This is a genomic window from Flavobacterium sp. WC2430, assembly GCF_040822075.1.
Classification (GTDB): domain Bacteria; phylum Bacteroidota; class Bacteroidia; order Flavobacteriales; family Flavobacteriaceae; genus Flavobacterium.
The window spans coordinates 2950080-2963924 of record NZ_CP162007.1 but is presented as its reverse complement, the minus strand read 5'-3'; the positions used below and the strand labels follow the sequence as shown (position 1 = coordinate 2963924).

General features: G+C 32.1%; 9 protein-coding genes. All 9 read left to right on the top strand.

What is annotated here, in order from left to right; genetic code table 11:
* Positions 1 to 56: 56 nt before the first annotated feature.
* On the top strand, positions 57 to 2456 hold the full coding sequence (locus AB3G36_RS12920) for a glycoside hydrolase family 31 protein (protein WP_367753395.1): 2400 nt from the start codon (positions 57 to 59) through the stop codon (positions 2454 to 2456).
* Positions 2457 to 2548: 92 nt separating this feature from the next.
* A complete protein-coding gene (locus AB3G36_RS12915; protein WP_367753393.1) occupies positions 2549 to 3367 on the top strand; it encodes a M48 family metallopeptidase in 819 nt (272 codons plus the stop codon).
* 144 nt (positions 3368 to 3511) lie between these two features.
* Positions 3512 to 4819 carry an MFS transporter gene (locus tag AB3G36_RS12910; RefSeq protein ID WP_367753391.1) on the top strand — a complete coding sequence of 436 codons (1308 nt, stop codon included), beginning with the start codon at positions 3512 to 3514 and terminating at the stop codon, positions 4817 to 4819.
* Positions 4820 to 5144: 325 nt separating this feature from the next.
* The gene (gene lon / locus AB3G36_RS12905) at positions 5145 to 7595 is read left to right on the top strand and encodes an endopeptidase La (RefSeq protein WP_367753389.1); all 2451 of its coding nucleotides are present in this window, start codon (positions 5145 to 5147) and stop codon (positions 7593 to 7595) included.
* Between the two features lie 172 nt (positions 7596 to 7767).
* On the top strand, positions 7768 to 8787 hold the full coding sequence (gene porQ / locus AB3G36_RS12900; RefSeq protein WP_367753387.1) for a type IX secretion system protein PorQ: 1020 nt from the start codon (positions 7768 to 7770) through the stop codon (positions 8785 to 8787).
* 27 nt (positions 8788 to 8814) lie between these two features.
* Positions 8815 to 9402, top strand: a complete 588-nt coding sequence (locus AB3G36_RS12895) for a murein L,D-transpeptidase catalytic domain-containing protein (protein ID WP_367753385.1) — start codon at positions 8815 to 8817, stop codon at positions 9400 to 9402.
* Positions 9403 to 9481: 79 nt separating this feature from the next.
* Positions 9482 to 10174, top strand: a complete 693-nt coding sequence (gene cmk, locus AB3G36_RS12890; RefSeq protein ID WP_367753383.1) for a (d)CMP kinase — start codon at positions 9482 to 9484, stop codon at positions 10172 to 10174.
* Positions 10175 to 10245: 71 nt separating this feature from the next.
* A complete protein-coding gene (locus tag AB3G36_RS12885; protein WP_367753381.1) occupies positions 10246 to 11502 on the top strand; it encodes a nucleoside permease in 1257 nt (418 codons plus the stop codon).
* Between the two features lie 367 nt (positions 11503 to 11869).
* Positions 11870 to 13651 carry a 30S ribosomal protein S1 gene (rpsA, locus tag AB3G36_RS12880; RefSeq protein WP_367753379.1) on the top strand — a complete coding sequence of 594 codons (1782 nt, stop codon included), beginning with the start codon at positions 11870 to 11872 and terminating at the stop codon, positions 13649 to 13651.
* The last annotated feature ends 194 nt before the right edge of the window (positions 13652 to 13845 follow it).

Genomic DNA, 13845 nt, shown 5'->3' with positions numbered 1-13845 from the left:
GATTTTTTGTAGGTTTGGAAAGAAACAAAAAATCTTATTAATAATACCACAATTCCATGATTACTAATACAGAATTAGAATATAAAGGGGATCTATACCCATCAAAAATAGTCTCTTTTAAACTAGAAGGGGATTCAATTTATTTTAACACCGATAATAGTGTTGTTTTAAAAGTTACCATTTTAAGAGATAGTTTACTACGTTTTCGATTTACTACAAAAGGATATTTTAGTAATGATTTTTCTTATGCCATTGATAAAACTCAATTGCATGGATATAATTTTCTAGAGATATCAGAAGAACCAGATTATTACCAAATAGTTACTAGTAAAATAAAATGTGTTATTCAAAAATTAGACATGAGGAAGTCTATTTATGATTTAAAAGGAAATATTTTATTAGAAGACGAGCTTGGTTTTCATTGGGAAGAAAGTTACGAATATGGTGGTAACATTGTAAAGATGAGTAAAGCTTCCAAAGATGGGGAATGTTTTTATGGTCTTGGTGATAAAGCAACCCAAATGAATTTAAAAGGTAAACGATTAGAGAATTTTGCTACAGATCAATATGCTTTTCAAAAAGATCAGGAACCACTATACAAAGTAGTTCCTTTTTATATAGGATTGCAAAATAAACAGGCCTACGGAATTTTCTTTGATAATACTTTTAGAACTTTTTTTGACTTTTGTCATGAGAGAAGAAATGTAACCAGTTTTTGGGCAGAAGGAGGAGAGATGAATTATTATTTCTTTTATGGACCCAAAATGCAAGATGTTGTAACTACTTATACTGATTTAACTGGTAAACCAGAATTACCACCTTTATGGGCATTAGGTTATCACCAATGCAAATGGAGTTACTATCCAGAGCGTAATGTAAAAGAAGTTGCTGCTAAATTTAGAGAATTACAAATACCATGTGATGCTATTTATTTAGATATAGATTATATGGAAGGATTCCGTTGTTTTACATGGAATAAAGAGTATTTTCCTGATCCAAAAAGAATGATTGCAGAATTGGCCGAAGATGGATTTAAAACGGTTGTCATTATAGACCCAGGGATAAAGATTGATAAAGAATATGCTGTATATAAAGAAGCTTTAGAAAAAGATTATTTTTGTAAAAGAGCTGATGGTCCTTATATGAAGGGAAAAGTTTGGCCCGGAGAATGTAATTTTCCAGACTATACTAATCCTGAAGTTAGAGAATGGTGGGCAGGATTATTTAAAGAATTAGTTTCGGAAATAGGTGTAAAAGGAGTATGGAATGACATGAATGAACCAGCCGTAATGGAGGTTCCAAATAAAACATTTCCTATGGATGTACGTCACGATTATGACGGAAATCCTTGCAGTCATAGAAAAGCACATAATATTTATGGTACTCAAATGGCAAGAGCTACCTACCATGGAGTAAAAAGATTTGCTTACCCCAAAAGACCTTTTGTAATAACTAGGTCTGCATATGCAGGTGCACAACGTTATACTTCTTCGTGGACAGGTGATAATGTTGCCACTTGGGAACATTTATGGGTTGCTAATATACAAGTGCAAAGAATGTCTATATCTGGAATGGGTTTCACTGGTTCAGATATCGGAGGATTTGCTGAGCAACCTTCAGGAGAGTTATACGCTCGTTGGATTCAGTTAGGTGTTTTTCATCCTTTTTGTAGAACTCACTCGTCAGGTGATCATGGAGACCAAGAACCGTGGGCCTTTGACGATGAAGTCATTGATATTACTAGAAAATTCGTAAGTCTCCGTTACCAGTTATTACCGTATTTATACACCATGTTTTACCAATATATTGAAGAAGGAATACCAATGTTAAAACCATTAGTGTACTTTGATCAAGATGATATTCAAACTCATTATCGAAATGATGAATTTGTTTTTGGAAATCAGATATTGGTTTGCCCTATATTAGAACCTAATGGTATAGGTAGAAGAATGTATATTCCTCGCGGTCAGTGGTACAACTATTGGACTAATAATATGGTAAAAGGAGGAAAAGAAATGTGGGTCGACACTCAGTTTGATGAAATTCCAGTTTTTATAAAAGCAGGTTCGGTTATTCCTAAATACCCAGTTCAGCAATATGTTGGGGAATTAGATTTTGAAGAATTAATATTGGATTTGTATTATAAAGCAGGGAAAGAAAAATCAGTTGTTTATGAAGATGCTCAAGATGGGTATGATTATAAGAAGGGGAGATATAGTTTTTTAACTTTTAGAGTAACAGGTAAAGAGAAAGAAATTAATATTCAGCTACATAAAGACGGAAAATACGAAACTAGTTATTCAAAGTATAAAATCAACCTTATTGGATTGCCATTTAAAGTAAAAAGTATAGAAATCGATAATGAAGAAGTTTCATTCGATAGTTTTGCTTTTGAAATTAACAAGTATCTAATTGTAGATAAGGAATTTAATGTTTTGCACATTACTGGAGAATAAAGAAAACAATAAAATTGATACAATTGCTTTTAATTTTGTAACTCATAAACTTAGTTAAAATTGTATTTTTGTTTTTATTAAAATCTAATATCATGAAAAAACAGTCAATAATAGCAGGAATTTGTACGCTAGGTCTATTCATCTCTTGTGCGACCAACCCACTTACAGGGAAAAAAACATTAAATTTTGTTTCTAATAGTGAATTATTCCCTTCTTCTTTTCAGGAGTATGGAACTTTTTTGAAAGAAAACAAAGTAATTACTGGAACTGCAGATGCTAGAAGAGTGGAAACAGTAGGTATGAAAATTAAAGTGGCTGCTGAAAAATATTTGGCTTATCTAGGTCAAACTCAATATTTAAATGATTACCGTTGGGAATATAAATTAGTTGATAGTAAAGAAGTTAACGCTTGGTGTATGCCCGGTGGAAAAATCGTTGTTTATTCGGGGATTTTACCCATTACAAAAGACGATGCTGGTTTAGCAACTGTTATGGGGCATGAAGTTTCTCATGCACTAGCAAATCATGGAGCACAACGTATGAGTGCATCACAACTTCAGAGTCTTGGCGCTGTAGGTGTTGCTGTTGCAACAGGGAGTCAAAGCGCTGAAAAACAACAAATGTGGCAACAATATTACGGTATAGGTTCACAAGTAGGAGTAATGTTGCCTTATAGTAGAAGTCATGAAACCGAAGCTGACAAAATAGGACTTACTCTTATGGCTATTGCAGGTTATAATCCAGATGATGCAATTTCATTTTGGACAAGAATGGCTGCAAGTTCTAATGGTCAAGCACCACCTGAGTTTTTAAGTTCACACCCTTCAGATGCAACAAGAATTGCCAATTTGAAAGCAATGGTTCCGGAAGCTAAAGCAACGGCGGCAAAATTTGGAGTTATTTTCAGATAAAAAAATATATTTTAATAGATAATGGAAAGCCAATTCAACTGAATTGGCTTTCTGTTTTTAACAAATCATTATTATTACAAAGTTTATCCTGATTTATAGTTTAAATACTCAAAAAATAAATAAATTCGTTTTAAAAATATTTATATGATAGCTTTACAAAAAGGAGATAAGAAGTTAATAAACGCTTGGGCATTTTATGATTGGGCAAACTCAGTGTACAGTCTGGTTATTGCAACTGCAGTATTTCCTATTTATTTTGAATCTGTAACCAGTGATAATAATGGTATTGTCCATTTTTTGGGTATGGAAATTAATAACTCATCTTTGCTATCTTATTCATTATCAATTTCTTTTTTAATAGTTGCATTTCTTTCGCCTATACTATCCGGCATAGCTGATTATACGGGTAATAAGAAACGTTTTATGCAGTTTTTTTGTTATTTGGGTTCGTTTTCAGTTATGGGATTGTTCTTTTTTAAAGGACAGGATACACTATGGATAGGTGTTTTAGGAACTATTTTGGCAAGCATTGGATTTTGGGGAAGTATTGTTTTTTATAATTCTTATTTGCCAGAAATTGCTTTTCCAGAGCAGCATGACCGTGTGAGTGCTAAAGGTTTTATGTTTGGTTATTTTGGATCTTTAATTTTGTTAGCATTTAATTTAACCATGGTTATGATGCCTGAATGGTATGGAATAACTGATTCGTCGATACCAGCGCGAATTTCATTTCTATCAGTAGGTATTTGGTGGATGGGTTTTGCTCAAATTACTTTTCATTATTTACCTAATAATGTATTTCATAAAAAACCAGAGAAAGATTTTATATTTAAAGGATTGAGAGAACTTAAAGTTGTTTTTAAAAGCTTGAAAGAACTTACTAGGTTAAAACAGTTTTTAACTGCTTTTTTTCTTTATAGTATTGGTGTTCAAACTGTAATATTATTAGCAGGTATTTTTGGTAAAAAAGAATTAGGGATTACTACAAGTAAATTAATCATAATCATTTTATTAATCAATGTTGTAGCTATATTTGGCGCTTTTTTATTTTCTAGAATATCCGAGAAAATAGGGAACATAAAAACCTTAAAAATTACAATTGTGATTTGGGGTTTTATTTGTTTTGCGGCTTATTTATTAGATGCTAAAAGTCAATATATTGATCTTCAATTTTATGTGCTTGGAGGTACGATTGGGATGGTTTTAGGAGCAATTCAATCCCTTTCAAGATCAACATATTCTAAACTATTACCTGAAACGGAAGATCATGCCACTTACTTTAGTTTTTTTGATGTTACAGAGAAAATCTCGATTGTAGTTGGAACCTTTATTTTTGGTTTTGTAGCTTCGATTACAAACTCAATGCGAAATTCGTTTTTTATATTAGCCATATTCTTCGTATTAGGTTTTATAGTTTTGAGTTTTATGAAAAAGAGTGATGAAACAGTATAAATAATTATTTTTAATCTCTTTACAAAAAGTCATTTATAATAATATAAAATAAACTTCGTATTTAAAATTCTATCAATATGACCTTTTTCTTTTTACTAAAGTATTAGGAAAAAAACATCATAAATCAACTATTTAATAGTTGATTTATCACCAATATTTACAATTTTGATTACTGCTTATTTCTACAATGGCATAATGATTGCATTTTTTATACAACTAATGAATAACAAAGGATAATACCAGTTATATTGGTGTTTAAAGTGTTTAAACTCTTTGTTTATTCATAAGATTAAAATTTTTAATGACAAAAAGACTTAAATATACTATGTCAAACCATAAAATACTTACAATTGACAATCTGTCACTACAAGAATTCGACTCAGAAGCAGAATTAATTCCATTATTGACTCCAGAAGATGAGGAGGAAATGATAAATGAAGAATTACCAGATTCGCTATCTATTTTACCCTTAAGAAACATGGTTTTATTCCCTGGTGTTGTAATTCCTATTACCGCAGGGCGTGATAAGTCAATTAAATTAATTGATGATGCTAATGCTGCAGGTAAAATTATTGGTGTTGTTGCTCAAAAGAATGAAGAAGTTGAAGATCCTACAAAAAACGATATTCATACGATAGGAACCGTAGCAAGAATTTTACGAGTTTTAAAAATGCCTGATGGTACTACAACAGTTATTCTTCAAGGGAAAAAGAGGTTTGAAATAGATACTGTGGTTTCTGAAGACCCTTATATTACAGCAACTATTAAAGAATTTGAAGAGAATAGACCAGAAAAGAAAGATACTGAGTTTTTAGCTATTCTTGATTCAGTAAAAGAGCTGGCAATTCAAATAATTAAAGAGAGTCCAAATATTCCAAGCGAAGCTACATTTGCAATCAAAAATATTGAAAGTCAATCTTTCTTGATCAATTTTGTGACTTCTAATATGAATTTATCCGTCAAAGAAAAACAAGATTTACTAGAGGTTAATGATTTGAAAGATAGAGCTTTGGAGACTTTGCGTTACATGAATATTGAGTTGCAAAAATTAGAACTTAAAAACGATATTCAATCTAAAGTTCGTTTTGATTTAGACCAACAGCAAAAAGAATATTTTCTTCATCAACAAATGAAAACCATCCAGGAAGAACTGGGAGGTGTTTCTCAAGAAGAAGAAATGGACGAAATGCTTCAAAAATCTAAGACCAAGAAGTGGGACGACAAAACACAAAAACATTTCGAAAAAGAATTGTCAAAAATGCGTCGAATGAATCCACAAGCGCCAGATTTTGGAATTCAAAGAAATTATTTAGAACTGTTTCTTGAATTGCCTTGGAATGTGTATTCTAAAGATAATTTTGACTTGAAAAGAGCTCAAAAAATTCTAGACCGAGATCATTTTGGTTTAGAGGATGTAAAGAAAAGAATGATTGAGCATTTAGCAGTTTTAAAACTGCGAAATGATATGAAATCACCTATCATCTGTTTAACAGGGCCTCCAGGAGTTGGTAAAACATCCATTGGTAGATCAGTTGCTGAAGCTTTGGGTAGGGAATATGTACGTATTTCACTTGGTGGTTTACGTGATGAAGCGGAAATTAGAGGTCATAGAAAAACCTATATTGGTGCAATGCCAGGGAGAATTATTCAGAGTTTAAAAAAGGCAGGTACATCAAATCCAGTATTTGTTCTAGATGAGATTGATAAATTAGCTAGCGGGAATCAAGGAGATCCTTCTTCAGCATTATTAGAAGTTTTAGATCCGGAACAAAACAATTCATTTTATGACAATTTCCTTGAAATGGGGTATGACTTATCAAAGGTGATGTTTATTGCTACCTCTAATAATTTAGGAGCAATTCAACCTGCGTTAAGAGACCGTATGGAGGTAATTAAAATGTCGGGTTATACAATTGAAGAAAAAGTGGAGATTGCACGTCAGCACTTATTTCCAAGACAGTTAAAAGAACATGGATTAACATCCAAGGATTTAACTATTGGAAAAAAGCAATTAGAAAAAATTGTTGAAGGATATACTCGAGAGTCAGGAGTTCGTGGATTGGAAGCTAAAATTGCTCAGGTTATTCGTAATGCAGCAAAATCAGTTGCAATGGAAGAAGAATATAACAAAAAAGTAACTGATGCTGATATTGTAAAAGTTCTAGGCGTTCCTAGATTAGAAAGAGATAAATACGAAAGTAATGATGTTGCTGGGGTTGTAACTGGACTTGCATGGACAAGTGTTGGTGGTGATATTTTGTTTATTGAGTCACTTATTTCTCCTGGTAAAGGGACGATGACAATTACTGGAAATTTAGGTACAGTAATGAAGGAATCGGCAACTATTGCATTAGAATATATTAAAGCAAATACTGAACTTTTAGGTCTTAATCCAGATATTTTAAAAAATCACAATATTCACTTACATGTTCCAGAAGGAGCAACACCAAAAGATGGTCCAAGTGCGGGAATAGCGATGTTAACGTCTTTGGTTTCCTTGTTTACACAAAAGAGAGTCAAAAAACATTTGGCTATGACGGGTGAAATTACATTAAGAGGAAAGGTGTTACCTGTTGGAGGTATAAAAGAAAAAATATTAGCTGCTAAACGTGCTGGTATTAAGGAAATTATTTTGTGCCATGAAAATAAAAGCGATATTGACGAAATAAAACCAGAATATATTGAAGGGATGCACTTCCATTTTGTAAAAGAAATGAGCGAAGTTTTAAAAATTGCAATTACAGATCAGAAAGTAAAAAATGCAAAAACCTTGTAAAGACTATTTTTTAATTTAAATAATAATTCCAAAATCAAATCTTAAAATAATTGAGAGATGATTTTGGAATTTTATTTGTTTGGAATTTGGAGATGCAAAATCACCAATTATTGGTATTATAATTTTATCTTCGTTATTGCGTTTTATTTTAAAAAAAATAGAAACCTAAAGCATGTTTAAAAAACTTTTTTTATATTTTTTACTTCTTATATGTACTGTTTCTTACGGTCAAATAGGAGGGAAGTATACGTATCAGTTTTTAAACTTAGTTACTTCGCCTAGACAGGCATCACTTGGAGGGAAAACAATCACTATTTATGATGATGATGTAAATCAAGTAAATTTTAATCCAGCAACAATTAATGTAGAAATGGACAACCATTTAGCTATTAATTACGGGAGTTATTATGGGGAGATTACTTATGGGACTGCTTCTTATGCATACACTTATGATCGACATTTACAAACTTTTCAAGTTGGGGTTAATTACGTTAACTATGGTAGCTTTGAAGGATATGATGAAAATGGTCAAACAACCTCCTCATTTACTGGAAGTGAAACAGCATTGTCTTTTGGATATGCTTATAATGTACCAAACACAACATTATATTTAGGGGCAAATGCTAAATTAATTTCATCCACCTTAGAGAGTTATAATTCATTAGGAGGAGCAATTGATATTGGTGCTATTTTTATTGACGAAAGGAATGATGTCAATTGGGGGTTGGTTATACGCAATATTGGTACCCAATTCACAACCTATTCTGAAGTTCATGAAAGGTTACCTTTAGAGCTACTTGCGGGAGTTTCACAAGAATTAGAAAATGTACCTATTCGATGGCATTTGACATTAGAGAATTTACAACAATGGAATATTTCTTTTTCAAATCCAGAAAGGACTCAATCTTCAATTGACGGTAGTTCAACTGAAGAAAAAATATCATTTGTGAACAACGCCTTGCGTCATGTAATTTTTGGAGTCGAATTATTCCCAAAAAAAGCATTTAATTTGCGTCTTGGATATAATTTTCGAAGAGCGGAAGAACTACGTATTGTAGAACAACGCAATTTTTCAGGCATTTCGTTAGGTTTTGGATTAAAATTAAATAAATTAAAATTTAATTACTCGTATTCACGTTATACTCTAGCGGGAAATACAAGTTTATTTGGTTTAACGATAAATTTTCAATAGAAGGGTTAATTAAAAATAGGTAAAGAGATGAAGAAGCTATTTATTTTTTTATTTTTTCTGGTATTTGTTTTCTCTAGCTTTAGTAATAAAGACGAAAAAACAGTTGTGCAAGAAAAATTGAATTCACAAATTAAGGAAGTAAAAGACCTAGTTAATAGATACTCAAAGTACAATAAAGAAATTGGTTTTTTTATTGATATGAAAATAGAATCAGGAAAATATCGGTTTTTTGTTTGTAATTTGAAAACAAATGAAATTATAGATGAAGGCTTAGTTAGCCATGGTTTAGGTTCTGAAACAGGCATAGAAGGAGAGCTGAAATTTAGTAATGAGAATCATTCTTTTTGTACTTCTTTAGGAAAATACTCTATAGGTAACAAGTATATTGGTACATATGGGAAGGCGTATATATTATATGGATTGGACGCTACAAATAGTAATGCATTTAGTAGAAATATAGTTTTGCATCAATTTGAAAGTGTTCCATATGAAGAGCAAGGGCAATTTATTTGTAAGAGTTTGGGTTGTCCAATGGTTAATGAATTGTTTTTTAATAGAATAGGGGAGTTGATTGATCATTCTAAAACAAAAATTATTTTAAGTGTCTATTATTGATATATAAAAATAAGATGTTTTCTTATAAAATTTAGAGTAGCAAGGAGTAGGTTTAATAACATCAAATTAAAATATAAAATTGAAAAAAATTACCATCGCAATTGACGGGTTTTCATCCACAGGAAAAAGTACTTTAGCAAAACAATTAGCCAATCATTTGGGATATATTTACGTGGATACTGGCGCAATGTACCGTGCAGTTGCTTTTTTTGCTATGCAAAATGGCTATATAAGTGCTTCGTTTTTTGACAAAGAAACTTTAATTAATAGTTTGCCATTTATTCGATTAGAATTTAAATTCAATCCAGATTTAGGCTTTGGCGAAATGTATTTGAATGATACTAATGTAGAAACTCAAATACGAACTATTGAAGTTTCTAATTTTGTAAGTAAAGTAGCTGAAATTTCAGAAGTTCGTTCTAAACTAGTGGAGCAACAAAAACAAATGGGAGAGAATAAAGGAATTGTGATGGACGGAAGAGATATTGGTACCGTTGTTTTTCCAGATGCTGAACTTAAGATATTTATGACCGCCAGTGCAACTACAAGAGCCGAAAGACGATTTGCTGAATTGAAGCAAAAAGGCGACAATGTTACCTATGAAGAAGTGTTGAAGAATGTTGAAGAGCGTGATTATATTGATACCCATAGAGAAGATTCTCCCTTAGTAATGGCAGAAGATGCTATAGAAATTGATAATTCACACCTAACACGTGAAGAACAATTTGAAGTGGTGTTGAGTCTAGTAAGTGAAATTACTAAAACGAATTAATTCTTTTGTTTATCACATTTTAAATATTAGATTTACGCCTTACATTTTTTTAAAATAATATAATTCATCTTATGGGTATTAAATACAGACTGATTTTAATGAATTTCCTTCAGTTTTTCATTTGGGGTTCGTGGTTGCTTACAATTGGAGCCTATTGGTTTAATAATAAACATTGGTCAGGTACTGAGTTTGGTATCATCTTTTCAACAATGGGTATTTCTTCTGTTTTTATGCCTGCTCTTACAGGAATTATATCAGATCGTTTTTTAAATGCTGAAAAATTATATGGTTTGCTTCATTTTTTTGGTGCTGCTGCTTTGTTTTTCTTACCGCAAGTAGATAATCCTACCACTTTTTTCTGGGTTATGTTGGTGAACATGTTTTTCTACATGCCTACTATTTCATTATCAATAACTGTAGCTTATAATGCATTAATTGCTAAAGACATGGATGTTGTAAAGGATTATCCACCTATCAGAATATGGGGGACAATAGGTTTTATTGTTGCTTTATGGGTTGTTAGTTTAACGCATAATGAAACATCAGCTAATCAATTTTATATTGCTGGAGTAGTGTCATTAATTTTAGGAATATATGCGTTTACATTGCCTAAATGTCCTCCGTTGTGTAAAGGCGAGAAAAACAGCTCTTTTTCACGAGCTTTGGGTTTAAATGCTTTTGAATTATTCAAACAAAGAAAATTTGCTATTTTCTTTATCTTTTCGATGTTGTTAGGAGCTGCATTGCAGTTGACTAATGCGTATGGAGATACTTATATTCATGATTTTGCCACTGTCGATGCCTATAAAAACACTATCGCGGTGCGGTATCCAGCTATAATTATGTCAATCTCTCAAGTTTCTGAAACCTTGTTCATATTAGCTATTCCTTTCTTTTTGAGAAAATTTGGAATTAAGTATGTGATGTTGTTTAGTATGTTGGCTTGGGTATTGCGTTTTGGATTATTTGCTTTTGGAAATCCTTCAGATGGACTTTGGATGATTATTATGTCTTGTATTGTTTATGGAATGGCATTTGATTTCTTTAATATTTCAGGTTCATTATTTGTAGAAACACAAACCGATTCGAAAATTAGAGGAAGTGCTCAAGGGATGTTCATGATGATGGTAAATGGTTTTGGAGCTTTGATTGGTAGTTTTGCCAGTGGTTATATCATACAAGAATACTTTACTCTAGTGGATGGTAGTAAAGACTGGTTTCATATTTGGATTACGTTTGCGAGTTACGCTTTGGTTCTAGCTATGATATTTCCGTTTGTTTTCAAATATAAACATGATCCAAAAATTGTAGAGAAATTCAGTCATTAAAAATCATAAAAATAACTCATAACCCGATAACTTTTAAGTAGTTATCGGGTTTTTTGTTGCTGGAAAAAAAAGCATAAAATCCATTTAGCCCCGATGGAGCCGGTATCCTCGTAGTCCTTTTTTTTGGACGAAGAGATAAAGGCGAGAGCGGGAACGATGCCTGCAAAAAGACGTATTAATTCGCTGCTGATTCTCAATCGATTATCTTTTTTATATTATTTTGTGGTTTAAGATAAATGTGTTACTTTTGCAGACCTTTTGGTGAATAAGAGTTTCCTTTAGGTATTAATTAATTATACAAACAACTTCTGTTGTTTTCTTTCACTTATGAAACTCGAGAGAATGCAGAATACAAATTTTTATCAGCATGTCTGAACAAATCCAATCACAAGAAGAGTTTTTAGCAAATTTTAACTGGCATAACTTCGAAGAAGGTATTGATCCAGTAGATGAAAAAAACTTATTAGAATTCGAAGAATTAGTATCAAAAACTTTTATCGCTACTGACCAAGAAGAAGTAGTAGATGGTACTGTTGTTAGAATCACAGATAGAGACGTTATCGTTGATATCAACGCAAAATCGGAAGGTGTTATTTCTTTAAACGAATTCCGTTACAACCCAGCATTAAAAGTAGGTGATACTGTTGAAGTATTAATTGACATCCGTGAAGACAAAACTGGACAACTAGTTTTATCTCACAGAAAAGCACGTACTATCAAATCATGGGATAGAGTTATTTCGGCTAACGAAACAGGAGAAATCGTTAATGGTTTTGTAAAATGCAGAACTAAAGGTGGTATGATCGTTGACGTTTTCGGAATTGAAGCGTTTTTACCAGGATCTCAAATTGATGTTAAACCAATTAGAGATTACGATGTTTACGTAAATAAAACAATGGAATTCAAAGTGGTAAAAATCAACCACGAATTTAAAAACGTTGTTGTATCTCACAAAGCGCTTATTGAAGCGGATATTGAAGTACAGAAAAAAGAAATCATCGGTCAATTACAAAAAGGACAAGTATTAGAAGGTGTTGTTAAAAACATTACTTCTTATGGTGTCTTTATTGACTTAGGTGGAGTTGATGGATTAATTCATATTACTGACCTTTCTTGGTCAAGAATTAACCACCCATCTGAAGTTCTTGAATTAGATCAAAAATTAAATGTTGTAATCCTTGATTTCGATGATGAGAAAACAAGAATTCAATTAGGATTGAAACAATTAAACGCTCACCCTTGGGATGCTCTAGATGCTAAATTAGCAATTGGAGATAAAGTAAAAGGTAAAGTAGTTGTAATCGCTGATTACGGTGCTTTCATCGAAGTTGCTGAAGGTGTTGAAGGTTTAATCCACGTTTCTGAAATGTCTTGGTCTACTCATTTACGTTCTGCTCAAGATTTCGTAAAAGTAGGTGATGTTGTTGAAGCTGTTATCTTAACATTAGATAGAGATGACCGTAAAATGTCATTAGGTATCAAACAATTGTCTCAAGACCCTTGGACTGATATCACTTCTAAATATCCTGTAGGTTCTAAACATTCAGGTATCGTTAGAAACTTTACAAACTTTGGTATCTTCGTAGAACTTGAAGAAGGAATTGATGGATTAATTTACATCTCTGACTTATCTTGGACTAAGAAAATCAAACACCCATCTGAATTCGTAAACGTTGGTGAGAAACTTGATGTTGTAGTATTAGAATTAGATGTTGAAGGACGTAAATTATCTTTAGGTCACAAACAAACTACTGCTAATCCTTGGGATCAATACGAAGATTCATTCGCAGTGGGAACTATCCACAACGGAGAGATCTCTGAAATTGTTGACAAAGGAGCTACTGTAGAATTTGGAGATGATATCGTTGCTTTCATTCCTACTCGTCACCTTGAAAAAGAAGATGGTAAGAAATTGAAAAAAGGAGAATCTGCTGATTTCAAAGTAATCGAATTCAACAAAGAATTTAAAAGAGTTGTTGCATCTCACACTGCTATCTTCCGTGAAGAAGAAGAGAAAAATGTGAAAGCAGCTACAGAAAATACTTCTTCAGCTTCTACTTCAACTAATGCACCTGCTTCTACTTTAGGAGATAGCAATGATGTATTAGCTGCTTTGAAAGCTAAAATGGAAAAGTCTGAGAAAAAATAATTCTCAATCTTTCTTATAATAGAAAAGCCTCACAGGGATGTGAGGCTTTTTTTATGTTGTGATTTTTGATTAATTTTTAAAAAGAATTTAGTATTAAATTTGCAGCACAACTTTCAATGTAGTTGGGATTAAGAATATAGTAACGATAGAAGAATTTGCGAGAATAAATCAATTAATGAGCGTTTTGAATCGGA

What these genes read in the sequence shown, in the direction of transcription:
- lon (WP_367753389.1), top strand. Translation starts at nt 5,145, where the DNA reads ATGTCAAACCATAAAATACTTACAATTGACAATCTGTCACTACAAGAA.
- AB3G36_RS12895 (WP_367753385.1), top strand. Translation starts at nt 8,815, where the DNA reads ATGAAGAAGCTATTTATTTTTTTATTTTTTCTGGTATTTGTTTTCTCT.
- rpsA (WP_367753379.1), top strand. Translation starts at nt 11,870, where the DNA reads ATGTCTGAACAAATCCAATCACAAGAAGAGTTTTTAGCAAATTTTAAC.
- AB3G36_RS12920 (WP_367753395.1), top strand. Translation starts at nt 57, where the DNA reads ATGATTACTAATACAGAATTAGAATATAAAGGGGATCTATACCCATCA.
- AB3G36_RS12885 (WP_367753381.1), top strand. Translation starts at nt 10,246, where the DNA reads ATGGGTATTAAATACAGACTGATTTTAATGAATTTCCTTCAGTTTTTC.
- AB3G36_RS12915 (WP_367753393.1), top strand. Translation starts at nt 2,549, where the DNA reads ATGAAAAAACAGTCAATAATAGCAGGAATTTGTACGCTAGGTCTATTC.
- AB3G36_RS12910 (WP_367753391.1), top strand. Translation starts at nt 3,512, where the DNA reads ATGATAGCTTTACAAAAAGGAGATAAGAAGTTAATAAACGCTTGGGCA.
- porQ (WP_367753387.1), top strand. Translation starts at nt 7,768, where the DNA reads ATGTTTAAAAAACTTTTTTTATATTTTTTACTTCTTATATGTACTGTT.